Below are 21,253 nucleotides of genomic sequence, written 5' to 3' on the forward strand. Positions count from 1 at the left end.
CTCAGCTGCCGAAGCCTCCGCTCGCGGGTGGCGGCGCCGGGGCGGGGCCGCCGAGGCCGAGGTGGCTGGAGGCGAAGGCGACGCCTTTGTCGATGATGGAGCCGTCGTCGGCGTAGGTGTTGTGGGCGGCGAAGTTCATGCCGTCGGAGCAGACGGGGTCTTCGGTGGCGCAGACTTTGAGGGTTTTGTCTTGGTAGGCGGGTCCGATGACGACGGGGGGTTCGCCGAGGAAGTTCATGGCGCGCACGTTGGGCATGCCGAAGAGCACGACCGAGGAGACGTGGTTGGCGACGTCGGGGGACAGGGGTTTGGGGACGGTGGCGGGGTCGATGCCTTCGGGGACGGCGGCGGAGGTGACAAAGCCCATGACGGCGGCGCCTTGGGAGTAGCCGCCGAGGACCATTTTGGTGTTGGGGCAGTCATGGGCCATGGATACGACGTGGGCGCCGGCGTCGCGGATGCCGTCGATGCCGGTGTCCCATTGGTCGGTGGCGGGGTAGTTGACGGGGTAGACGTCGAAGGAGCGGTCGCCGACGCGTTGGTGCAGGGCGTCGACGAAGGCTTGGCCGGTGGGGCCGACGCCGGGTTCTTCGCCGGTGCCGCGGGCGAAGACCACTTGCACGTCGGGACATTGGGCGGCGGCGGTGGGGATGAGGGAACCGGAGACGGCTGAGGCGGCCATGCCCGATGCGGCGATAACTACTGCTGGACCAAAAGAACGAACAATGCGACGCACGATCATGCCGTCCAACGTGCCCATGCGAGCCCCTCCCAAACTGTCAACTTGCCGACCATTTCGTGATGTTTTCCTGTATACCGGCGCGCGCCGGCATGCGGTGGATAGCGGCTCCGTCGCCTCCATCGGACCGACGCGGCCAGTGCGCATCTGGTTACCAAAAAACACTTTAAGCCGTCGTTTGATTTCGTCTGTCGAGGGTAGCCGCAGATCGCGGGACTCTGCCAATCAGAGGGGCGGCGACATGGCAACGGGCGAAACGGGTTTCGGCGGTGTAACACTCGATCTCTTTTCCGTTCAACACCACTCGGTGATATCGGGCCGCGACGACGACCCGCGCGCGCGACGCAACCCGCGCGGGACCGAATGGGATTGCCTCCGGCCCCGCGATGAGGACGCCGGTGCGGCGAATTGGTTTCCGCGTGAGCCGAAAATGCTGAGCGGGCGCACAGGTGTCGGCATGGTCACATACGGGCAACGCTCAGGTGCGCTCGGCGTGGCGCCCTATTAGAGTGACGTATCTTAGGGAAAGCTTATGATTCGTTAAGTATGGAAACAGGTAGCACGGAGCAAGGCTGTGAAAACGGACCGTTTCGACGCGATCATCATAGGCGCAGGTTTCGGCGGCATCGGCGCCGCAATTCAGCTCAAGCGCCTCGGTTTTGAGAACTTCGTCATCCTCGACCGAGAGGATGACCTGGGTGGCACCTGGCATGTCAATCACTACCCGGGCATCGCCGTCGACATCCCCTCCACCACGTACTCGTACTGGTTCGAGCCCAATCCCGGGTGGTCACGGTTGTTTGCGCCGGGCGCCGAGGTCAAGGCGTACGCGGCCGACGTCGCCGACAAGTACGACGTGCGCCGCCACATGCGGTTCAACACCACCGTCGAAGGCGCCGAGTGGGACGAGGACGCCGCGGTCTGGCGGGTGACGCTGGCCGGCGGCGAAAACCTGACCACCCGCTTCCTGATCACCGCGACCGGCTTCCTGTCCCAGCCGCGCCTGCCGGACATCCCCGGCATCACCGGCTTCGAGGGCAAGATCGTCCACACCACGGCCTGGGACCACGACTACGACTACACGGGCCGCCGCATCGCGGTCATCGGGACCGGCGCCTCGGCGGTTCAGCTCATTCCCGAGCTTGCCAAGCAGGCCGGCGAGCTGACCGTCTACCAGCGCACCGCGACCCACATCATGCCCAAGCCCGACTTCGAGTTCCCGCAGGCGGTGCGACGCCTGTTCGCCCGGGTGCCGGCCTCGCAGCGCGCGCTGCGGTGGGTCACCGACATCATCCTGGAAATCATCATGGTCGTCGGGGCGCTGCACTATCGGGAATCGCGAGGGCGCGGCAACATCTCGGCCGCCGACCTGGCCAAGATCAACCGCTTCCGGTGGATCCGGGACAAGGATCTGCGGGCCAAGTTCACCCCGGACTACGACTGCGGCTGCAAACGGCCCACCCTGTCCAACAGCTTTTATCCCGCGTTCGCCAAGCCGCACGTGCACCTGGAGACCAACTCGATCGAGCGGATCGAGCCGGACGGCATCGTCACCACCGACGGGCGCAAGACCGTCATCGACACCCTGGTCCTGGCGACCGGTTTCGACCTGTGGGAGGCCAACTTCCCGGCCATCGAGGTGATCGGCCGCAAGGGCCGCAATCTCGGTAAGTGGTGGCGCGAGACCAGGTTCCAGGCCTACCAGGGCGTCTCCGTGCCGTACTTCCCGAACTATCTGGGCCTGGCGAGCCCGTTCGCCTTCTCCGGACTGTCCTTCTTCCACACCATCGAATACCAGATGCGGCACATGGACCGGCTGCTCGGCGAGGTCAAGCGCCGGGGCGCGACGACGTTCGAGGTGACCGAGGAAGCCAACGACCGGTTCATGGAGCGCATGACCAAACTGCTGGACAGTTCGGTGTTCTACAGCGGCGACTGCGCCACGTCGCGGTCATACTACTTCAGCCCCAGCGGCGAGGCGTCGCTGCTGCGGCCCACGTCGACGCTCAATTCGGTGCGCGAAGCGCAGACCTTCCCGCTCAGCGACTACGTGATCGCCTAGCGCCTCAGCGGCGCGCGGATCCGGTCAACGGTTGCCCGTTGGCGGACTGCAGCAAGCAGATGACGGTGCTCGGGGTGGGGTTGGCGCCGGTGCGGTCCTGGTTCGAGTCGATCAGATAGGTGATCGAAAACCGGCCGGCGTCAACGGATTGCCCGGTGTAGGGGGCGAGTCCGGCGGCGCAGTCCTTGGTGGCGACGGCGGCGATGGCGGTGTCGACTGCCATCGGGGCACGCAGATATACCTCGGCCAAATGCGCTGTCGCGCAGTCGACGACGGTGACGTCGACGCGGCTGCCGTCGGCCGGCGGCAGGTCGGCCACGCACTCACCGGCCCGCAGGTCGATCCATTTCTCGGTGTGCGAGCCGGGCGGCAGCGGAGCGGCGATGGCGGCGGCGCAGGGGCCCAACATGGCCGCGACGACGAGGACGCCCACCGGGTGAAGGGGTGAAGTGCGCATCGCAGCCTCCGTTGCTCTTAGCGGTGGAGTTTAGGAGGTGTTGGTCAGCGCCGGGTCCGGTTTTGCCGACGACATCGATAGGAACCCGCGCACGCAGCGCGCGGCCAGCCACCAGTTCGCCGGCTTTTTCATGTCCAGCCCGCCCAGGAGCTGTTTGACCATGGTCAGGCTGTCGAAGTAAATGCGTTCGCAGACAAGGGTTTCGGTGTCGTCGAAGACGAAGTAGGCGGTCATGCGGACACGGAACCGGCTGCCGGTCGGCGGGACCTTGCCCAGGTTGCCCTGGTGGGTGCCCATCAACCAGAATTCGACGATCACCGCGTCGGCGCTGTGCCGCAGCGCGATGATTTCGTGATCCTGGTCGGGAAACGCCGTGCGGGTCTCGGCGTAGTAGCCGCGCACCGCCGCATCGCCGTCGTGCACGAGCATCTGGGGGATCAGCTCGTAGCGCGGATGCGGGAACGTCGCCAAGACGTCGTCCCATGCCTGGCGGACCTCGTCATGAAAGTGGTCGAGCACGAGCTTCTGGCGCGCGGCCAGCACCTCGGGGGGCGGGAACGCGGGGATGGTCACGTGGTCAGCGTAAGCCCGCGACCTCGCGATTGGAGGTGACCTACCGCGGGGGAGTCCAGGCGACCGGCAGGGTCTTGATGCCGTGAATGAACTGCGACAGCAGCCGCGCGGGCTCGTCCGTCGCGACGATGTCGGGGATCTCGCGTCGCAATTCGTCGAAGACCACCCGGATTTCGCGACGAGCCAGGTTGGCGCCCAGGCAGAAATGCGCGCCCCCGCCGCCGAAGCCGAAATGGGGATTGGGGGTGCGCGCGACGTCGAAAAGCCAGGGATGGTCGAACGTCGACTCGTCGCGATTGGCCGAGTTGTACCACAGCGTGACCTTGTCGCCGGACTTCATCTTGGTGCCGGACAGCTTGAAGTCCCGGGTCAGCGTGCGGCGCATGTAGATCACCGGGGACGCCCACCGCACGATCTCCTCGACGGCGGTCGGCGTCAGGCGGTCGAAGTTGGACCACCACTTGTCCCGCTCGGCGGGGTAGCGCGACAGCGCCAGCACACCGTGGCTGATCGCATTGCGCGTCGTCTCGTTGCCGGCCACCACCAGCAGGATGAAGAACGACGCGATCTCGGCCGACGTGAGCCGTTCCCCGTCGACCTCGGCCTCCACCAGGCTGGTGGTCAGGTCGTCGTGGTGATTCGACCGCCGGTCCTCGGCCAGCGCGCTGGCGTAGGCGCCGATGTCCATCGACACCTGGAGGAACTCCCCGAAGTCCGTGGCCAGGTCCGGGTCGCCGAACCCGAGAATCACGTTGGTCCAGTGGAAGATTCGCTGATGGTCCTCCTCCGGGATGCCCATCATGTCGCAGATGACCTGCAGCGGCAGCGGACCGGCGAGCTCGCCGACCAGCTCGGCCTCCCCGTCGGGATGGTTCGCGATCAGCGAGGCGACCAGCCGCCGGGCCCGCTCGCGGACCGATGCCTCGATGCGCGCCACCACTTTCGGGGTGAACGCGCGACTGACGATCGAGCGCAGCCGCTGGTGCCGCGGATCGTCGAGCACGATCATCGAGCCGAAGTACTCGCTGATCTCCGGGGTGTTGTCGTTGATCGTGATGTTGGGGCTGGAGCTGAAGATGTCCGGATGACGGCTCGCGAAATACACATCGTCATGCTTGGTCAGCGCCCAGTGCCCGTTGCCCGGCTCGAACCCCTCGTACTCGACCGCGGGCCAGAACGAGATCGGCGCCTCGCGGCGCAGGGTGGCGAAGGTGCCGTCGCGGACATCGTCGTCGAGCGCCCAGAAGTCCAGCGACTCGAGGTGGATGTCGGCCAGCGGGATCTCGGGCGGCGGCGCCCCGTTCGTCCGCGCCGCCAGGCCCTTTTTGGGACCCGTCTTGAGGCTCACCTAGACCTCCTCGTGTCGTGCGGGGGCGTGCGGCACGGTCAGTGGGTGCAGACCGTTCGGGCGGGCGTGCCGACCGTGGCCGTCGCCGCGCTGACCACGTTGCCGTCGACCAAGATCTTGCAGGAGATGGGGCCCGGCCCCTGCGCGCTGATCGTGAACACCTCGCCACCGAACCCGGTGAACTCCGTCGACCACGGCAGCGGCGCATTCACCTGATGCAGCTGCCCGGTGTCGGTTTGGTAGTAGATAAATTCGGCGACCGCGGGCCCGTTGACCTCGTAGCGGATCTGCGGCATCTGGGGCAGCGCGTGGGCCACGCCGCCGGCATTCGCGAACCCTAAACCGACGGCCAACACGATCGCAGGTCCGGTGAGGTGCTTCGTCATGAATTGCATCGTGTCACCACGGGCGACGGTAGGGAAGCTTAATGTGAAGTTCCAAGCGGGGGCTGGTGAGTGGAAAGGTGGCGTAAAGGCATGGCGGGACACGGCTCAAAGCGCGTGGTGGTGTTCGGCACCGGCTTCGTCGGCAAGATGGTGATCCCCGAGATCGTCAAACACCCCTCGTTCGAGTTGGTGGGCGTCGGCGTCAGCAACCCGAACAAGGTCGGCCGCGACGTCGGCGAGATCTGCGGAATGGGCGAGAAAGTGGGCATTCTCGCGACCGACGACATCGACGCCCTGATCGCCTTGAAGCCCGATGCGCTGGTGCATTACGGCCCGACGGCCATGCACGCCAAAGAGAACATCCTGCTGATCACCCGGTTCCTGCGGGCCGGCATCGACGTGTGCTCGACGGCGATGACCCCGTGGGTGTGGCCGACGATGCACCTGAACCCGCCGAACTGGATCGAGCCGATCACCGAGGCCTGCGAACTGGGTGAGTCGTCCTGCTTCACCACCGGCATCGACCCCGGATTCGCCAACGACCTCTTCCCGATGACGTTGATGGGCCTGACGTCGGAGGTGCGGCGGGTGCGCGCGTCGGAACTGCTGGACTACACCAACTACGAGGGTGACTACGAATTCGAGATGGGCATCGGTCGCGAGCCCGAATTCACGCCGATGCTGCAGGACCGCGACATGCTGATCTTCGCGTGGGGCGCCACCGTCCCGATGATCGCCCACGCCGCCGGCATCATGCTCGACGAGATCACCACCACCTGGGACAAGTGGGTGACGCCGACGGAGCGCAACTCGGCCCGCGGCGTCATCAAGCCCGGCCACGTCGCCGCCGTCCGGTTCACCATCAACGGCGTGTACCAGGGCGAGACCCGCATCCAGCTCGAGCACGTCAACCGCATCGGGCTCGACGCCGCCCCGGACTGGCCGCGGGGCCACGACAACGACGTCTACCGCGTGGACATCGAGGGGACCCCGAGCATCTTCCAGGAGACCGCGTTCCGGTTCACCGACGGCTCCGGCCGCGACGCCGCCGCGGCCGGCTGCCTGGCCACCGGGTTGCGGGCCCTCAACGCCGTGCCGGCGGTCAACGACCTCCGGCCGGGCTGGGTCACCCCGCTCGACCTGCCACTCATCGCCGGGGCCGGCAACATTCGCTGACTGGCGCACAGCGGCCACATAGCCGGCACCGACACGCGATACAGGATTTGGCGGCACAATAGCGGCTAGCCGGATGCGAATTGGTGCTGCGAACAACGGGGATCGAAATATGGCCAATGGAGCTGGGACCGCACTGGGCCTATCGATCGGTGTCACCAACCTGGCGGCCGCGACCTCCGATAACGCCATCACCCGCAAACCCGTTCTGACCCTGTATCCGGACCGGCCCGCCGAGATCGGCATCCCCGCCGAAAACCCCCGCCTGAAGGGGCCGGGTGTCGTGCTGACCGGCTTCGTGAACCGCGTCGGCGACCCGCGCGGCGTCGTGGCCCCCGACGGCTCGGTGCACCGCGGCGAGGTGTTGCTCGCCGACGGGCTGCGGGCGCTGGCCTACGCCGCGACCGGCGGACGCCCGCTGCCCGACGACGTCGCGGTCACCTACCCGGCCCATTGGGAGTCGCCGGCCGTGGAGGCCCTGGGCGCCGCCCTGGGCGAAATCCCCGAATGGTCGGGGCGCGCGCGCCCCATCCTGTTGATTCCCGACGCGGCCGCGACGCTGCTCGCCGTGCGGACCAACCCGGGCATACCGGCGCGCGGGACCGTGGCGGTGTGCGACTTCGGCGGCAGCGGCACCAGCATCACGCTGATGGACGCCGACGGTGACTACCGGGCGGTGGCGCCGACCGTGCGGCACCGCGACTTCTCCGGCGACCTGATCGACCAGGCGCTGCTGGGCGTCGTGGTGGCCAACATGCCGACCACCGGCGCGTTCCCGACGGGCACGGCGGCGATCGGCTCGCTGAGCCGGCTGCGCACCGGGTGCCGGATCGCCAAGGAACAGCTGTCCTCGAGCGCCGCGACGACGCTGACCAATGGGCTGACCGGGGCGCAAGGTGAAATCCGGCTCGCCCGACACGAACTCGACGACGCGATCCGGCCGGCGCTGACCGGCTTCCTCGCGCGGCTGGATGAAACGTTGGCGCGCAACGGAATCCGCGACCTCGTCGCGGTGGTGTCGTCGGGGGGCGGGGCGAACCTCCCGGCCATCACGACCACGCTGGCGCGGCATCTCCGTGTCCCGGTCGCCACCACGCCGCGGCCGCAACTCACCGCGGCGGTCGGCGCCGCGCTGCGGGTGGCGCGCGGCGCCGGCGATGCGACGTCCGCGGCGCCTGCCGTGCCCGCCGCCGCGACGGCCCGGGCGGCGAGGCCCGACCGCACCGCGACGACCCAACTGCCGCCCGCGGGCCCAACGCCGATGCCGATCCGGGCCTGGTCGGCCACGGCCCATCAGTCGCGCGTCATGCCGGCCGGCGACGCGGAGGCACCGACCACCCGGATCGCCGCCCCGGCCGCGCGGCGCAAGGGGCTGTTCGCCCGATGGCGCCTGCTGCCGGCGGCCGCCGTCCTTGTCACCGCCGCGGCGGTGCTGCTGGTGGGGGCCGCGCTGGCGGTCGGGCTGAACCCGCCGGACAAATCGGCGACGACACCCGCCCCGGCGGTGACCACGACGCCGCCGGCGCCGGCGAGCGCGACCGCGGAACCCGGGCCCGTGGACGTCCCGGTGCCGTCGACCTCCGACACCAACCCGCCGGCCGAGACGGAGACGCCGACGACCACGACGCCGCGGGCGACTCCCCAGGCGGCCCCGCCCCCGCGCCCGGCAGCTCCGCGCCGCGTGGCCGTCCCGCCCATTCCACCGATTCCCGGGCTCAACGAGCCCATCCCCGGGCTCGACCGGGTCAACCAGATCCTTCAGGAGATCCAGGGCGGCCTGGGCGTCAACGCCCTCGGGCCGTTACCCGCCCGCTGAGCGACCCTTACCCGCCCGCTGAGCGACCCTTACCCGCCCACCGGGGGCCGGTTCACGAATTACCTTTCGGTGATACGTTTTTCGCCTTTGTTCTCCGCGGTGGCGGCTTCCCTCAGCACCTCGTTGAGGGCCTTGTCCTTCTCGATCTGGTCCTGCAGATCCTTCGGCTCGCGGCCGTCATCGTCCTTGGCCTGGGAGTCCGTGCCCTCGGCGACTTCATGCTTCGGGTTACCGTCCTCGTCCAACCATTCGTTGACGGCGGTGCCGGACACGCTCCCGCCGGTGCCGGGCAGCACGATCGTGGGCTTGTCCTTGTAGGCCTCCATCATCTTGGCGGCCTCTTCTTTGTCGTCCTCGTCCGGCTCCGGCTTCTCGGTCAGTCGTTGCTCGTCGTCCTGACCGGACGATTTGTCGTCCTGCACGCTCATGCATCTACCCCCTTGCATCGCAGATTCGACGATGGCGGGGGATTACCCGTTGCGCGGCTGTGCCGAAACTCTCCTCAGCGCGCCCCGTCGCCCTTGACCAGCACAACCAGGGCCTGCGGGATCCGCATCGGCTCGGGTGCGCTGGACAGCCGCTCGGCGACCGCGGCCTGCAGCTGCTCGACGAACTGCCCGGCCCGTGGGTCGTGGATGCCGCCGTCGAGCGCGCGCACCAGGGCGGGGAACAGCGCGGACCGCGCGAAGGCGGCCCACTGGGCGCCGAAGGCGTGGGCGTCGTGGTCGGACTGGAAGCGGGCCCAGAATCGATCCTCGGCGTTGAAGATCTCGAGGTGCTCGATCATCAGCCCTTCGAACCGCCCCTTGGGCGCGAACGGCGCGCGAAAATCCTTCTCGGTGCGGGCAAAGGTGGGAATTGTCATGCGCCGCAGCTCATCTGGGCTCAGCAGGCCGTCGCGTCGCTGCTCGTCCAGCGCGCCGACGATCGCGTCGAGCAGCGGCGCGAAGCCCGCCGTCTCGTCCTCGTCGGCCGCCAGCGTCAGCGCCACCAGCCGGCCCTCGGGCGCCAATTCGCGCCCGCGGAACGCCACGAAGTTGTGCCAGTCCAGGGCGGCCTGGTCGGAATAGGCGGATCGCACCGCGTCGTCGGCGGTGCACGAGACGTGCACGTGATCGGGCACCTCGCAGGGCGTTCGGCTCAGCCACTGCGTCGCCCAGGACGTCCAGCCCAGGTTGACGGTCTTGGACGGGACGATCTGGTTGTAGAAGGACCGGCCGATCGCCGAGGTGAACGTGGCCCCGTCGAGGTGCAGGTAGCTTTCGGGGTCGTCGGCCACCGTGCCGAACAGCGCCGTGAAGTCGTTGCGCGGTACGTCGGTGTGCGCCACCAGGATTGCGTGGTCGTGGCTGGTGCGCCGGCGCAACACCGCGATGGCCGCCGACAGCGGCCGCAGCGAATTGTGGCCGTTGGCGGCGCCGTAGTCGGCGAGGACCATCGGCTGTGGAGACCGGGGCAGCGCAACCTGTTCGGCGGCCCGCTCGAACACCGCGATCGCCTTCGCCAACCCGGCCGCCCGCAGCCGCGACGCCTCGCTGAAGGTCGGCTCGGGGCGGACCACAATGCTCGATTCGGGCATCGGCGGTTCAGGCTGCATAGGGCAACGATAGTGGTTGGGCTGGTGGTCAGTTCGGCGTGGCGAGCGGGCCGGGCGATGTCAGTGGCCGCGCGCCACCCATTCCTCGTAGTGCACGATCTCGTCACCGATGGTGGTGCTGTCGCCGTGGCCGGTGTGCACCACGGTATCGCCGGGCAGGGTGCCCAGCCGCCCGGAGATCGACTGCAGGATGGTCGGGAAATCCGAATAGGAACGCCCCGTGGCGCCCGGGCCGCCGGAGAACAGGGTGTCCCCGCTGAACACCACACCGAGTTCGGGGGCGAACCAGCACACCGAGCCCGGGGAGTGCCCCGGCGTGTGCAGAGCCAGCAGCTCGGTGCCGGCGATGTCGATCGTGTCGCCGTCGGCGATCGTGCGGAAGTCCTTGTCCGGGTGGGTCATTCGCCACAACACGTCGTCGCCGGGGTGCAGCAGGACCGGCGCGTCCAGGGCCGCGCCGAGTTCGGGGGCCACCGTGACGTGGTCGTTGTGCCCGTGGGTGCAGACCACCGCGACGACGTTGCGCTTACCGACCGCGGCCAGGATGGGCTCGGCGGCGTGCGCGGCGTCGAACACCACGACGTCGGAGTCGTCCCCGACGATCCAGATGTTGTTGTCGACTTCCCAACTGCCGCCGTCGAGTTCGAACGTCCCGTGGGTGACCAGGCGCTCGATCGCCGCCATCAGAGCACCACCACCGAGCGCAGCACCTCGCCGCCGTGCATCTTGTGGAACGCCTCCTCGATGTCGCCGAGCCCGATGCGTTCGGAGACGAACTGCTCGAGCGGGAGCCGGCCCTGCAGGTACAAGTCGATCAGCGTGGGGAAGTCGCGTTCGGGCAGGCAGTCGCCGTACCACGACGACTTCAGCGAACCGCCGTGGCTGAAGAAGTCCACCAACGGCATCTCCAGCGTCATGTCGGGGGTCGGAACACCCACCAGCACAACGGTTCCGGCGAGATCGCGGGCGTAGAAGGCCTGCTTCCAGGTTTCGGGCCGGCCCACCGCGTCGATCACCACGTTCGCGCCGAACCCGTCGGTGAGGTCGGCGATGGTGGTGACCACATCGAGTTCGCGGGCGTTGACGGTGTGCGTGGCGCCGAACTTGCGCGCCCAGTCCAGCTTGGTGTTGTCGGTGTCGACGGCGATGATGCGCCGCGCGCCCACCAGCGCCGCCCCCGCGATCGCGGCATCGCCCACCCCGCCGCAGCCGATCACCGCGACGGTGTCGTCCCGGGTTACGGCGCCGGTGTTGATCGCCGCGCCCAACCCGGCCATCACGCCGCAGCCCAGCAGACCCGCGACCGCGGGGTCGGCCTCGGGATTGACCTTGGTGCACTGGCCGGCGGCCACCAGCGTCTTGTCGGCGAACGCCCCGATGCCCAGCGCGGGCGTCAGCTCGGTGCCGTCGGTCAGCGTCATCTTCTGGGTGGCGTTGAAGGTGTCGAAGCACAGGTGCGGGCGCCCGCGCTTGCAGGCCCGGCACTGCCCGCACACCGCGCGCCAGTTCAGGATCACGAAGTCGCCCGGCGCCACGGCGGTCACGTCCGGCCCGACGGCCTCGACCCGGCCGGCGGCCTCGTGGCCGAGCAGGAACGGGTACTCGTCGTTGATGCCGCCCTCGCGGTAGGTCAGGTCGGTGTGGCACACCCCGCAGGCGATCACGTCGACGAGAGCCTCGCCCGGCCCGGGGTCCGGGACGACGATGTCGACCAACTCGACGGGTTCGCCCTTCTTGCGTGAAATCACGCCGCGCACTGTCTGACTCATGGCTCCAACCTACTGATCGCCGCCATACATCTCGCGGCGGGCCGTCCACCCATCGGGCCGGTGTAGCGTCGCAGGGCGTGACGGCCAGGGAAACCACCGAAGAATTCACCGAACGCATCGCCGCGACCCTCGACGGCGCCAGCCTCACAATCCTGTTGAGCATCGGGCACCAGACCGGCCTGCTGGACACCATGGCCGGCCTGCCGCCATCCACCAGCGCCCAGATCGCCGACGCCGCCGGGCTCGACGAGCGCTACGTCCGCGAGTGGCTGGGCGGCATGACCACCGGGCGCGTGGTGGAATACGACGCCGACACCGCCACCTACTCGCTGCCCGCCCACCGCGCCGGCGTGCTGACCCGCGCCGCCGGGCCCCAAAACCTCGCCGTGGTGGCCCAATTCCTGCCGCTGCTCGGCGAGGTCGAACAGAAGATCATCGGCTGCTTCCGCGCGGGCGGCGGCCTGCCCTACAGCGAATTCCCGCGCTTCCACCAGCTGATGGCCGAGGAGAGCGGCGCGATGTACGACGCCTCGCTCGTCGACGTCGTGCTGCCGTTGGTGGACGGCCTCGTCGAGCGGCTGCGCGCCGGCGCCGACGTGGCCGACTTCGGCTGCGGCAGCGGCCACGCCGTCAACGTGATGGCACAGGCGTTTCCGGCGAGCCGCTTCACCGGCATCGACTTCTCCGAGCAGGCCATCGCCACCGGCATCCGCGAGGCCGCCGACCGTGGCCTGACGAATGCCACGTTCGAAAGCCACGATCTGTCCGAGTTGGACAAGCCCGAGGCCTACGACGTCATCACGGTGTTCGACGCCATTCACGATCAGGCCCGGCCGGCGCGGGTGCTCGAGAACATCTACCGGGCGCTGCGGCCCGGGGGCGTCCTGCTGATGGCCGACATCAAGGCGTCGAGCCGGCTGGAGGAGAACGTCGGCGTGCCGATGAGCACCTACCTGTACACGACGTCGCTGATGCACTGCATGACGGTGTCGCTCGCGCTCGACGGCGCCGGGCTGGGCACCGCCTGGGGAACGCAGCTGGCCGTCGCGATGCTCGGCGACGCCGGGTTCGACGACGTGCGGGTCGCCGGGATCGAGGCGGACCCGATCAACAACTACTACATCGCCCGAAAGTGATGGCGCCCCTCGACGTGCTGGCCGACTGGCCGGTCGGGGCCGCGGCCGCCGCCGTCGTCGGGCCGGGCGGCGTGCTGGCCGGCCACGGCGACCCCGGGCGGGTGTTCGAGCTGGCCTCGGTGACCAAGCCGCTGGCGGCCCGGGCCGTGCACGTCGCCCTCGAGGAGGGCGCCGTCGACCTCGACACGCCCGCCGGCCCGCCCGGTTCCACGGTCCGCCACCTGCTGGCGCACACCTCGGGCCTGTCGATGCACTCCGAGAAGGTGCTGGCCGCGCCCGGTGCCCGCCGCATTTACTCCAACCAGGGCTTCACCGTGCTGGGGCAGACCGTGGAACGCGAGACCGGCATCGACTTCGCCCGCTACCTTGCCGAGGCGGTGTGCGAGCCGCTGGGCATGGCGGCGACCCGCCTCGAGGGGGGCGCGGTGGCCGCCGGGTTCGGCGCGACGTCGACCGTGGCGGACCTGGCCGCGTTCGCCGGGGACCTGCTGCGCCCGGTGACGGTCTCGGCAGGCCTGCACGCCGAGGCCACGACCGTGCAGTTTCCCGGCCTGGACGGCGTGCTGCCCGGATACGGGGTGCAGCGGCCCAACGACTGGGGGCTCGGATTCGAGCTTCGGGACGCGAAATCGCCGCACTGGACCGGCGCGCGGAACTCGGCGCGAACGTACGGCCATTTCGGCCAGGCGGGCGGGTTTATCTGGGCGGATCCGGAAATCGAGCTCGCGCTGGTGGTGCTGACCGACCGCGAATTCGGGGAGTGGGCGCTGCGGCCCTGGCCGGAGATTTCCGATGCCGTGATAGCCGAGTACAGCTAATTCGGACTGCACACTAGCGCAACACGGGTATCACAAGGCACAATAGACACGCACGACACACAAATAATCGAAGATTTTGCGCAAGCTGCCCTGCTTGCCGGGTCCACAGGTCGTTGGGGAAGACGTCCCTGGTGGAACCGAAGGAGCAGGAAATGCGAGCGTCGAATCAATTCGCCGACGTGACGACTGGCGTGGTGTACGTGCACGCTTCGCCGGCGGCGGTGTGCCCGCATGTCGAGTGGGCGTTGTCGTCGACCCTGGGCGCCAAGGCGAACCTGAACTGGACGCCCCAGCCGGCGATGCCCGGTCAACTGCGCGCGGTCACCAACTGGGTCGGTCCCGTCGGCACCGGCGCCAAGTTGGCCAACGCGCTGCGCTCCTGGTCCGTGCTGCGGTTCGAGGTCACCGAGGACCCCAGCCCCGGAGTCGACGGCCATCGGTTCAGCCACACCCCGCAGCTCGGCCTGTGGAGCGGGGCGATGAGCGCCAACGGCGACGTCATGGTCGGGGAGATGCGGCTGCGGGCGATGATGGCCCAGGGCGCCGACACCCTGGCCGCCGAACTGGATTCCGTGCTGGGAACGGCCTGGGACGAGGCGCTCGAGGCGTATCGCGACGGCGGCGACGGCGGCGAGGTGAGCTGGCTGAGCCGGGGGGTCGGTTAGTTTTCCCGGCGGTGGGACGCAAGAGCCTTCGCGCCGAGTGAACGGCGCTGACCGGTCTAGCGAAAAGGCCGGGCCGACTACGGAACCCGCGGACGGCTAGGTCGGTTCGCAGATCACCACCGGAATCACCCGGTCGGTCCAGGATTGGTATCTGGCCCACCGCGGGTTGTGCGCGGTGAGTCGCGGCCACAGTTGTGTGCGTTCCGTCTCGTCGGCGACGCGGGCACGCATGCTGCGAGTCTGCGCTCGGATCTGGACGCGCACATCGGGGTTGGCGCGGAGGTTCAGAAACCACATTGGGTGTGTGGGCAGACCGCCCTGTGACGCCACCAGGACCAGTCGCGCGTCGTCGGCCATGAATATCAGTGGAGTGGTGCGGGATAACCCGCTCTTGCGGCCGGTCGTGGTCAACAGGCACAGTGCGAGTCCCAACTCGTGGCCGGCAAGGCGGCCGTCGGTGGCGCGATAAATAGCCACGTTCGCCTTGGAAACCCATTTCAGGAGTCGCGGAGCCAGAACCGAAATGAGGACGGGGGGCCGCTTGGCGTCGACCCTGCGAGTGTTAGCCGGCCAACGCCACATTGTTTCTGTTCCTTGTTCGGGTCGCGCGCTCGGCAGGTCTTCTTTTAAAGGATTATAATCGTTAAAATAGACTTTGTGCAGGTGCACACATCGGGACGGCAACGCTACGGGTCAGTCAGCCATGGCGGAAAACAGGCGACGAGCCATCCGGGAAGTAAGAAGCGGCCATGAAAGATATCGAAACCCCCGTAATCGAAGCGCTCGGTGATCACGATTACCTCGTGCGTGTCGGCCAGGACGAGGAACGTGTGACCATCCGGGTGCGGGCTACGCCCGAGGTCGTCGCGCGGATTGCCGGACCCGAGGCCGACGAAGCGCGCGTCATCGCCGCGACCATGGCCTATCTGACGGTGCGTCAGCGCCCCGACGATCTACCACCGCAACTGGACCTCGACGACGTCATCGCCGCTTACGACGATTACCTCGATGACGTCCGTAACGAAATCGGCAACCTGCGGTGAACGGTGCGCATGGCTACCGGGCCGGGCGCAAAATCTGCAGAGCGCCTGGCACCACGGAGATCTCGGCCGGCAACGCGCACGCGAAGTCGCCGTCGGCGTAGACGTTGATGCCGGGGCACTCGACGTGGATCGATCGGGCGCGCGCGGTGCTCACCTCGTCGAGGTCGACGTGCGTGCCCTTCATCACGGTGGGGAACAGGCGGACCAGCTTGGTGCGGGATGCCGAGTGCACCATGGTGATGTCGAGCAGGCCGTCGGTGTAATCGGCGGCGGGACAGATCCGCATGCCGCCGCCGTAGCTGCGGGTGTTGCCGAACGCGGCCAGCGTGATGTCGGCGTCGATCTCCGTGGTGCCGTCGAGCACCAAGCGAAAGGGTAAGAGCCGCAACTGCGACAGCTCGGCGAGCATCGCGAGGTAGTAGCGCAGCCGACCGTGCGGCCAGCGCATCCGGTTGGCGCGATCGGTGACCAGCGAATCGAAGCCCGTGGCCGCCACGGTGCCGAACCACTTGCTCACCCCTTCGCTGTCCGTAATCCGGCCCAGGTCAATGGTTTCGGTCCAGCCGTCGACGACGAGGTCCGCGGCCGCCTCGGGGTCCTGGGTGGGGATGCCGAATGCGCGGGCATGGTCGTTGCCGGTTCCCGCGGGAACGATGCCGACGGGAATGTCGGTGCCCGCCAACACCTGCAGCGCGTTGGAGACGACGCCGTCGCCGCCGGTCACCATGACCGCGTCGGCGCCCTTGTCCAGCGCCGCGCCGACCAGGTGCCGCGCGTCGTCGGCGTCGTCGCCGATGATCTCGACGACCTCCACCCCCCGCTTGTGCAGCCGGGCGATCGCGACCTGCGCGGCGCGCACGGCGGTGCCGTGCCCCGAGATCGGGTTGGTCAGCGCGATCACCTTGCCGACCTCGCGCCGGCGCAGCGGAGTCACGGAATCAGCTTGCCGGGATTGAGGATTCCGGCCGGATCCAGGGTCGCCTTGACCGCGCGCAACACCTGCACTCCCAACTCGCCGATCTCGTCGCGCATCCACGGCCGGTGATCGGCGCCGACCGCGTGGTGGTGGGTGATGGTCCCGCCGGTGGCCATGATCGCATCCGACGCCGCCCTTTTCGCGGTCTTCCATTGTTCGATCGGGTTGCCGCGCTGGCCCGCGACGACGGTGAAGTACAACGAGGCGCCGCATGCGTAGACGTGCGAAATGTGACACATCACCAGCGCCGGGGTGCCAGTTTCGGCGAGGGATTCGGTGAGTGCCTGGGTGACAGCGGTTTTCAGGGCGGTGACGTTCGACCAGTCGGTGGCGGTCTCCAGCGTCTCGCACAGCGCACCGGCCGCGAGCAGCGAGTCGCGCAGGTAGGGCGCGCCGAACCGGCCGCGCTCCCACGCCCGCGCGGGCCCCTCGCCCAGCGAGGTTCCGCCGCGGGCCGCGAGCAGCGCGCTGGTTTCGGCGTGCCGGCTCTCGACGTGCTCCTCGGTGCCCTCGAACATGGTGATGGCCAGGCATCCGCCGGTGATCTGGGATTCGCCGATAGCCTCGGTGGTGGCCAGGTTGACGCCCGTCTCGGCCTCGTCGGAAAGCCGAACGACGGTGGGGCCGGTGGCATTTTGGGCGACGGCCCGCAGGGCGGCGGCGCCGGTCTCGAAATCGGGGAACGACCAGGCCTCGTAGCGCACGGCCGCCGGGGCGCGGTGGACCCGCAGCCGCACCCGGGTGATGACGCCCAGGGTTCCTTCCGAGCCGATCAGCAGCTGACGCAGATCGGGGCCCGCGGCCGATTCCGGTGCGCGGCCCAGGTCCAGGGTGCCCACCGGGGTGATCACCCGCAGTCCGCGCACCATGTCGTTGAACCGGCCGTAGCCCGCCGAGTCCTGCCCGGACGAGCGGGTCGCGGCGAAGCCGCCGATGGTGGCGTACTCGAAGCTCTGCGGGAAATGGCCGAGCGAAAAGCCGTGTGCGCCAAGGAGTTTTTCGGCGACGGGCCCGGTGACGCCCGCCTCCAAGACGGCCTGGCCGGACACCTCGTCGAGCGAGATCAGCCGATCGAGGCGACGGAGGTCGAGCGAGACGACGGCGCCGAACTGGGCGCGATGCGGGTCCAGCCCGCCGACCACGCTGGTGCCCCCGCCGAAGGGCACGACGGCGATGCGGTGCTCGCTGCAGTGGCGCAGGATCGCGGCGACGGCGTCCTCGTCGGCGGGCAGCAACACGGCGTCGGGCGCGTCCTGCGGCCCGCGTTGTTTGCGGTTGAGCAGGTCGACGGTGGACTTGCCGCCCGCGTGCAGCAACCGGTCGGAGTCCGCGGTGCGGCAGTAGTCGGCGCCGACGATGGCGGCCAGCGCCTCCCGGTCGATCGGCGACAACGCCGACGGCCGCAGCTCCACCTGGTCGGGTTGCAGTTCGGCCGCGGGGGACCCCTCGACCCCCACAGCCTGCTGCAGCAACGACCGGATCCCTTCCGAGAGGGGCTTGGCCGCGGCGGGATCTCCCCACGCGTTCCATTTCATGGGCGGCAGGAGCCCCTCGGGATGCGTCATGCGTTACAGTATTACATATGTTGTCAATCCGTAACGAGCTGGATGTCGGGGAGCGGATCCTCGCGGCGGCCGCCAGTTGTGTGGTCGACTTCGGCGTGGACCGGGTGACCCTCGCCGAGATTGCCCGACGCGCGGGAGTCAGCAGGCCGACGGTGTACCGGCGCTGGCCGGACACCCACTCGGTCGTCGCGGCGCTCTTGACCCGGCACGTCACCGAGGTGATGAGCGACGCGCCGCTGCTCGGCGACGACCGGGAATCGCTTGTGCGACAGATCGTTACGGTGGCCGACCTGCTGCGCCAGGACCCGCTGGTGATGTCGGTCCTGCACTCGGAGCTCGCGACCACCTACATCACCGAGCGCCTCGGGACCAGCCAGCGCATGTTGATCGACGCCCTGGCCGCCCGCCTGCGAGTCGCCCAGCGCCACGGCAGCGTCCGCAGCGGCGACCCGGTCCAGATGGCCACCATGGTGTTGCTGATCGCGCAGTCGACCATCCAGTCGGCGCGCATCGTCGCACCGATGCTCGACGCCGACGCGCTGGCCGCCGAGCTGGCCCACTCGCTGAACGGATACCTGTCGTGATTCCTGACCCCACCGCCTTGAACGCCGCGCGGCGCGCCGCCGACCTGACCGCGCTCGCCGAGGGCGAGCCGCTGGACGTCGTGGTGATCGGCGGCGGCATCACCGGCGCAGGGATCGCGCTGGACGCCGCGGCGCGCGGGCTGCGCGTCGCGCTGGTCGAAAAGCACGACCTGGCGTTCGGCACCAGCCGCTGGAGTTCCAAGCTCGTCCACGGCGGCCTGCGCTACCTGGCGACCGGCAACGTGGGCATCGCCCGCCGCAGCGCCATCGAGCGCGGAATCTTGATGACCCGCAACGCGCCCCACCTCGTTCGGGCGATGCCGCAGCTGGTGCCGCTGCTGCCGTCGATGAGCCCGGGCAAGCGGGCGCTGGTGCGGGGTGGGTTCCTGGCCGGTGACCTTTTGCGGGCGCTGGCGGGCACGCCGGCCTCGACTTTGCCTCGGTCGCGCCGGATTTCGGCGCGCCGCGTCGTGGAAATGGCCCCCACCGTGCGCCGCGACGGCCTCGACGGCGGGCTCTTGGCCTACGACGGGCAATTGATCGACGACGCCCGACTGGTCACCGCCGTCGCGCGCACCGCGGCGCAGCACGGCGCCCGGATCCTCACCCATGTGTCGGCGTCGCAGGCCACCGGCACCTCGGTGCGGTTGACCGATGCGCGCACGGGCGAGTCTTTCGACGTCTCGGCTCGCGCCGTCGTCAACGCGGCCGGGGTGTGGGCGGGCGAGATCGACGGCTCGTTGAAGTTGCGGCCCAGCCGCGGGACGCACCTGGTGTTCGATGCCGCCGCGTTCGGCAATCCGACTGCGGCGCTGACGATTCCGATTCCGGGCGAGCTCAACCGCTTCGTCTTCGCCATGCCCGAGCAGCTGGGCCGGGTATACCTGGGCCTGACCGACGAGGCGGCGCCCGGCCCGATCCCGGATGTGCCCGAGCCATCGGTCGACGAGATCACGTTCCTGCTCGACACGGTGAACACCGCGTTGGGGACGGTCCTCACCGCCACCGACGTGATCGGTGCCTACGCCGGGCTGCGGCCGCTGATCGACACCGGCGAGGGCCGCACCGCCGACGTCTCGCGCGAGCACGCCGTCGTCGAATCGGCGTCCGGGGTGATCAGCGTGATCGGCGGCAAGCTGACCGAATACCGGTACATGGCACAGGATGTGCTGGATCGCGCCGTCCGGGCGCGGCGACTGCGCGCCGCGAAATGCCAGACCCGCAACCTGCCGCTGATCGGGGCGCCGGCCAACCCGGGGATCATCGCGGCGCCGGATGTCGGGCTACCCGAGTCGCTGGTGTCGCGCTACGGCGCCGAGGCCGCCAAGGTCGTCGCCAGCGCCGCCTGCGAGCGGCCGAGCGAGCCGGCCGTCGAGGGAATCGACGTCACCCGAGCCGAATTCGAGTACGCGATCACCCACGAGGGCGCGCTGGACGTCTCCGACCTCCTCGACCGGCGGACGAGGATCGGCCTGGTGTCGCGCGATCGGGACCGGGCCGTCGCGGTGGCCGAGGAGTTTCTGGCGCGGTTCGGTTAGGGCGCCCGCCCGATGTCCTCGTGCCACAGCTCGGGGTGCTCGGCGATGAAGGCGGACATCATTTGTGTGCAGCGCGGGTCATCGACCACGGTGACCGTCACGCCGTGCTGCGCCAGCCATTCGTGCCCGCCGGTGAACGTGCGGGATTCGCCCACCACCAGCGCGCCGATGTTGAACTGGCGCACCAGGCCGCTGCAATACCAGCACGGCGACAGCGTCGTCACCATCACCGTGGAGCGGTAGTCGCGCTGTCTGCCCGCGGCGCGAAACGCGTCGACCTCGGCGTGCAACGACGGATCACCTTGTTGCACACGGCGATTGCGGCCGCGCCCGAGCAGGACGCCGTCGGCGGTGAACAGGGCGGCGCCGATGGGGATGCCGCCCTCGGCCAGCCCGGACCGCGCTTCCTCGAACGCGACGTCCAGCATTGCCGGTGCTGAGAGGCTCACGCGTTCATCCTCCACTACGCTGCAGCGCAGGGATAGGCGATCTCGATACTTGGGATCCGTCGCATCGGAAGGGGCCGAGATGGCGTCGCGGGTTCCCGTGCTCATCGTCGGTGCCGGCGCGGCCGGGCTCGCCACCTCCGCGCTGCTGGCCAAGTATGGGGTCCGGTCGATGCTGATCGAGAAGCGTCGCGAAGTCTTCATCTATCCGAAAGCCCGCAACCTGAGCTTTCGCAGCCTGGAGATTCTGCGCGGTCTGGGGTTGAGCGATCAGGTGCACGCGGTCGCCGATGGGGTTTCCGGCATGGTGGTCAAGCCGACGCTGAACAGCGTGGACCAAGCGCCCGCCATCGACGTCGACGCCATCTTCGCGCCCTTCGTGGGACTCAGCCCGGAACCCCCCGCGCAGTATTGTCCGCAGAGCAAGCTGGAGCCGATGCTGCTGGCCGACACCCGCCGGCGAGGAAGCGGGGCACGCTACGGAACGGAGCCGCGGACGTAACGTGGCGGCGACTTCTGTCGCGATTTTTCGCCGTGGCGTTACGTCCGCGGTAAGTAGGTG

Annotated in this window: 23 protein-coding genes and 1 pseudogene; 11 read left to right on the forward strand and 13 right to left on the reverse strand. The window is 68.9% G+C overall.

Annotation, left to right across the window (positions count from 1 at the left end):
- Position 1: 1 nt before the first annotated feature.
- Positions 2 to 760: a cutinase family protein gene (locus tag OCQ_RS10165; RefSeq protein WP_014379904.1), complete on the reverse strand. Its 759-nt coding sequence runs from the start codon at positions 758 to 760 to the stop codon at positions 2 to 4.
- Between the two features lie 220 nt (positions 761 to 980).
- Between OCQ_RS10165 and OCQ_RS25980 the strand changes: the two genes are divergently transcribed.
- Positions 981 to 1,247 carry a hypothetical protein gene (locus tag OCQ_RS25980; protein WP_014384512.1) on the forward strand — a complete coding sequence of 89 codons (267 nt, stop codon included), beginning with the start codon at positions 981 to 983 and terminating at the stop codon, positions 1,245 to 1,247.
- Between the two features lie 66 nt (positions 1,248 to 1,313).
- Entirely contained in the window at positions 1,314 to 2,801 is a 1,488-nt protein-coding gene (locus OCQ_RS10170) for a flavin-containing monooxygenase (RefSeq protein ID WP_014384513.1), read from the forward strand.
- A gap of 4 nt (positions 2,802 to 2,805) precedes the next feature.
- On the opposite strand, the gene OCQ_RS10175 is transcribed toward OCQ_RS10170, so the two are convergent.
- From OCQ_RS10175 to OCQ_RS10190, 4 genes are all read right to left on the reverse strand, one after another.
- Positions 2,806 to 3,210: a septum formation family protein gene (locus OCQ_RS10175; protein ID WP_225337581.1), complete on the reverse strand. Its 405-nt coding sequence runs from the start codon at positions 3,208 to 3,210 to the stop codon at positions 2,806 to 2,808.
- A gap of 78 nt (positions 3,211 to 3,288) precedes the next feature.
- Positions 3,289 to 3,831, reverse strand: a complete 543-nt coding sequence (locus tag OCQ_RS10180; RefSeq protein ID WP_014384514.1) for an ester cyclase — start codon at positions 3,829 to 3,831, stop codon at positions 3,289 to 3,291.
- Positions 3,832 to 3,871: 40 nt separating this feature from the next.
- On the reverse strand, positions 3,872 to 5,179 hold the full coding sequence (locus OCQ_RS10185; protein WP_014384515.1) for a cytochrome P450: 1,308 nt from the start codon (positions 5,177 to 5,179) through the stop codon (positions 3,872 to 3,874).
- A 38-nt stretch (positions 5,180 to 5,217) separates the two neighbouring features.
- Complete coding sequence (locus OCQ_RS10190; protein WP_026071561.1) at positions 5,218 to 5,565, reverse strand: MmpS family transport accessory protein; 348 nt, start codon at positions 5,563 to 5,565, stop codon at positions 5,218 to 5,220.
- Between the two features lie 90 nt (positions 5,566 to 5,655).
- Here OCQ_RS10190 and OCQ_RS10195 point away from each other — a divergent pair, with 90 nt between their 5' ends.
- Both OCQ_RS10195 and OCQ_RS10200 read left to right on the forward strand, forming a co-directional pair.
- A complete protein-coding gene (locus tag OCQ_RS10195) occupies positions 5,656 to 6,741 on the forward strand; it encodes an NAD(P)H-dependent amine dehydrogenase family protein (RefSeq protein WP_036455157.1) in 1,086 nt (361 codons plus the stop codon).
- Positions 6,742 to 6,850: 109 nt separating this feature from the next.
- Positions 6,851 to 8,554: an Hsp70 family protein gene (locus OCQ_RS10200; RefSeq protein ID WP_014384517.1), complete on the forward strand. Its 1,704-nt coding sequence runs from the start codon at positions 6,851 to 6,853 to the stop codon at positions 8,552 to 8,554.
- A gap of 59 nt (positions 8,555 to 8,613) precedes the next feature.
- On the opposite strand, the gene OCQ_RS10205 is transcribed toward OCQ_RS10200, so the two are convergent.
- The 4 genes from OCQ_RS10205 to OCQ_RS10220 all read right to left on the reverse strand — a co-directional run bounded on the left by OCQ_RS10205 (position 8,614) and on the right by OCQ_RS10220 (position 11,920).
- Positions 8,614 to 8,982 (reverse strand): hypothetical protein, encoded by a 369-nt coding sequence (locus OCQ_RS10205; protein WP_014384518.1) that lies wholly within the window; start codon positions 8,980 to 8,982, stop codon positions 8,614 to 8,616.
- A 74-nt stretch (positions 8,983 to 9,056) separates the two neighbouring features.
- Positions 9,057 to 10,151: a class I SAM-dependent methyltransferase gene (locus OCQ_RS10210; protein WP_008255876.1), complete on the reverse strand. Its 1,095-nt coding sequence runs from the start codon at positions 10,149 to 10,151 to the stop codon at positions 9,057 to 9,059.
- 60 nt (positions 10,152 to 10,211) lie between these two features.
- Positions 10,212 to 10,835: an MBL fold metallo-hydrolase gene (locus tag OCQ_RS10215; RefSeq protein WP_008255879.1), complete on the reverse strand. Its 624-nt coding sequence runs from the start codon at positions 10,833 to 10,835 to the stop codon at positions 10,212 to 10,214.
- Positions 10,835 to 11,920: an S-(hydroxymethyl)mycothiol dehydrogenase gene (locus tag OCQ_RS10220; RefSeq protein WP_008255882.1), complete on the reverse strand. Its 1,086-nt coding sequence runs from the start codon at positions 11,918 to 11,920 to the stop codon at positions 10,835 to 10,837. Before OCQ_RS10220 ends, OCQ_RS10215 begins: the two co-directional genes overlap by 1 nt.
- Before the next feature lie 77 nt (positions 11,921 to 11,997).
- Here OCQ_RS10220 and OCQ_RS10225 point away from each other — a divergent pair, with 77 nt between their 5' ends.
- The 3 genes from OCQ_RS10225 to OCQ_RS10235 all read left to right on the forward strand — a co-directional run bounded on the left by OCQ_RS10225 (position 11,998) and on the right by OCQ_RS10235 (position 14,539).
- Positions 11,998 to 13,056, forward strand: coding sequence for a class I SAM-dependent methyltransferase (locus OCQ_RS10225; protein WP_008255885.1), 1,059 nt, complete (start codon positions 11,998 to 12,000; stop codon positions 13,054 to 13,056).
- Positions 13,056 to 13,874 carry a serine hydrolase domain-containing protein gene (locus tag OCQ_RS10230; RefSeq protein ID WP_008255893.1) on the forward strand — a complete coding sequence of 273 codons (819 nt, stop codon included), beginning with the start codon at positions 13,056 to 13,058 and terminating at the stop codon, positions 13,872 to 13,874. The genes OCQ_RS10225 and OCQ_RS10230 overlap by 1 nt, the downstream gene beginning before the upstream one ends.
- A gap of 152 nt (positions 13,875 to 14,026) precedes the next feature.
- On the forward strand, positions 14,027 to 14,539 hold the full coding sequence (locus tag OCQ_RS10235) for a DUF3145 domain-containing protein (protein ID WP_008255895.1): 513 nt from the start codon (positions 14,027 to 14,029) through the stop codon (positions 14,537 to 14,539).
- Positions 14,540 to 14,635: 96 nt separating this feature from the next.
- Here OCQ_RS10235 and OCQ_RS10240 read toward each other — a convergent pair whose 3' ends face one another.
- Complete coding sequence (locus OCQ_RS10240) at positions 14,636 to 15,121, reverse strand: nitroreductase family deazaflavin-dependent oxidoreductase (protein WP_009957846.1); 486 nt, start codon at positions 15,119 to 15,121, stop codon at positions 14,636 to 14,638.
- A 167-nt stretch (positions 15,122 to 15,288) separates the two neighbouring features.
- Between OCQ_RS10240 and OCQ_RS10245 the strand changes: the two genes are divergently transcribed.
- Complete coding sequence (locus tag OCQ_RS10245; protein ID WP_009957848.1) at positions 15,289 to 15,582, forward strand: hypothetical protein; 294 nt, start codon at positions 15,289 to 15,291, stop codon at positions 15,580 to 15,582.
- A 13-nt stretch (positions 15,583 to 15,595) separates the two neighbouring features.
- On the opposite strand, the gene OCQ_RS10250 is transcribed toward OCQ_RS10245, so the two are convergent.
- Entirely contained in the window at positions 15,596 to 16,516 is a 921-nt protein-coding gene (locus OCQ_RS10250; protein ID WP_014379915.1) for a diacylglycerol kinase, read from the reverse strand.
- Positions 16,513 to 18,093, reverse strand: coding sequence for an FAD-binding oxidoreductase (locus tag OCQ_RS10255; protein WP_085978370.1), 1,581 nt, complete (start codon positions 18,091 to 18,093; stop codon positions 16,513 to 16,515). Before OCQ_RS10255 ends, OCQ_RS10250 begins: the two co-directional genes overlap by 4 nt.
- 47 nt (positions 18,094 to 18,140) lie before the next feature.
- Between OCQ_RS10255 and OCQ_RS10260 the strand changes: the two genes are divergently transcribed.
- Both OCQ_RS10260 and OCQ_RS10265 read left to right on the forward strand, forming a co-directional pair.
- Positions 18,141 to 18,707, forward strand: a complete 567-nt coding sequence (locus OCQ_RS10260; protein ID WP_009957851.1) for a TetR/AcrR family transcriptional regulator — start codon at positions 18,141 to 18,143, stop codon at positions 18,705 to 18,707.
- The gene (locus OCQ_RS10265; RefSeq protein ID WP_014384524.1) at positions 18,704 to 20,245 is read left to right on the forward strand and encodes a glycerol-3-phosphate dehydrogenase/oxidase; all 1,542 of its coding nucleotides are present in this window, start codon (positions 18,704 to 18,706) and stop codon (positions 20,243 to 20,245) included. The genes OCQ_RS10260 and OCQ_RS10265 overlap by 4 nt, the downstream gene beginning before the upstream one ends.
- Here the strand turns inward: OCQ_RS10265 and OCQ_RS10270 are convergent.
- Complete coding sequence (locus tag OCQ_RS10270) at positions 20,242 to 20,673, reverse strand: nucleoside deaminase (protein ID WP_008255903.1); 432 nt, start codon at positions 20,671 to 20,673, stop codon at positions 20,242 to 20,244. The genes OCQ_RS10265 and OCQ_RS10270 overlap by 4 nt on opposite strands.
- A gap of 100 nt (positions 20,674 to 20,773) precedes the next feature.
- On the opposite strand from OCQ_RS10270, the pseudogene OCQ_RS25640 reads away from it, so the two are divergent.
- Positions 20,774 to 21,181: pseudogene (locus OCQ_RS25640) on the forward strand (FAD-dependent monooxygenase); the annotation flags it as partial.
- Positions 21,182 to 21,253: the final 72 nt, after the last annotated feature.

Source organism: Mycobacterium paraintracellulare (assembly GCF_000276825.1).
GTDB lineage: Bacteria > Actinomycetota > Actinomycetes > Mycobacteriales > Mycobacteriaceae > Mycobacterium > Mycobacterium intracellulare.

Coding starts and splice junctions, on each gene's coding strand:
- OCQ_RS10175 (WP_225337581.1), bottom strand. CDS start 3,210: ATGTTGGGCCCCTGCGCCGCCGCCATCGCCGCTCCGCTGCCGCCCGGC.
- OCQ_RS10190 (WP_026071561.1), bottom strand. CDS start 5,565: ATGACGAAGCACCTCACCGGACCTGCGATCGTGTTGGCCGTCGGTTTA.
- OCQ_RS10195 (WP_036455157.1), top strand. CDS start 5,656: ATGGCGGGACACGGCTCAAAGCGCGTGGTGGTGTTCGGCACCGGCTTC.
- OCQ_RS10210 (WP_008255876.1), bottom strand. CDS start 10,151: ATGCAGCCTGAACCGCCGATGCCCGAATCGAGCATTGTGGTCCGCCCC.
- OCQ_RS10200 (WP_014384517.1), top strand. CDS start 6,851: ATGGCCAATGGAGCTGGGACCGCACTGGGCCTATCGATCGGTGTCACC.
- OCQ_RS10165 (WP_014379904.1), bottom strand. CDS start 760: ATGGGCACGTTGGACGGCATGATCGTGCGTCGCATTGTTCGTTCTTTT.
- OCQ_RS10260 (WP_009957851.1), top strand. CDS start 18,141: ATGTTGTCAATCCGTAACGAGCTGGATGTCGGGGAGCGGATCCTCGCG.
- OCQ_RS10215 (WP_008255879.1), bottom strand. CDS start 10,835: ATGGCGGCGATCGAGCGCCTGGTCACCCACGGGACGTTCGAACTCGAC.
- OCQ_RS25980 (WP_014384512.1), top strand. CDS start 981: ATGGCAACGGGCGAAACGGGTTTCGGCGGTGTAACACTCGATCTCTTT.
- OCQ_RS10205 (WP_014384518.1), bottom strand. CDS start 8,982: ATGAGCGTGCAGGACGACAAATCGTCCGGTCAGGACGACGAGCAACGA.
- OCQ_RS10230 (WP_008255893.1), top strand. CDS start 13,056: ATGGCGCCCCTCGACGTGCTGGCCGACTGGCCGGTCGGGGCCGCGGCC.
- OCQ_RS10255 (WP_085978370.1), bottom strand. CDS start 18,093: ATGAAATGGAACGCGTGGGGAGATCCCGCCGCGGCCAAGCCCCTCTCG.
- OCQ_RS10220 (WP_008255882.1), bottom strand. CDS start 11,920: ATGAGTCAGACAGTGCGCGGCGTGATTTCACGCAAGAAGGGCGAACCC.
- OCQ_RS10245 (WP_009957848.1), top strand. CDS start 15,289: ATGAAAGATATCGAAACCCCCGTAATCGAAGCGCTCGGTGATCACGAT.
- OCQ_RS10270 (WP_008255903.1), bottom strand. CDS start 20,673: ATGCTGGACGTCGCGTTCGAGGAAGCGCGGTCCGGGCTGGCCGAGGGC.
- OCQ_RS10235 (WP_008255895.1), top strand. CDS start 14,027: ATGCGAGCGTCGAATCAATTCGCCGACGTGACGACTGGCGTGGTGTAC.
- OCQ_RS10240 (WP_009957846.1), bottom strand. CDS start 15,121: ATGTGGCGTTGGCCGGCTAACACTCGCAGGGTCGACGCCAAGCGGCCC.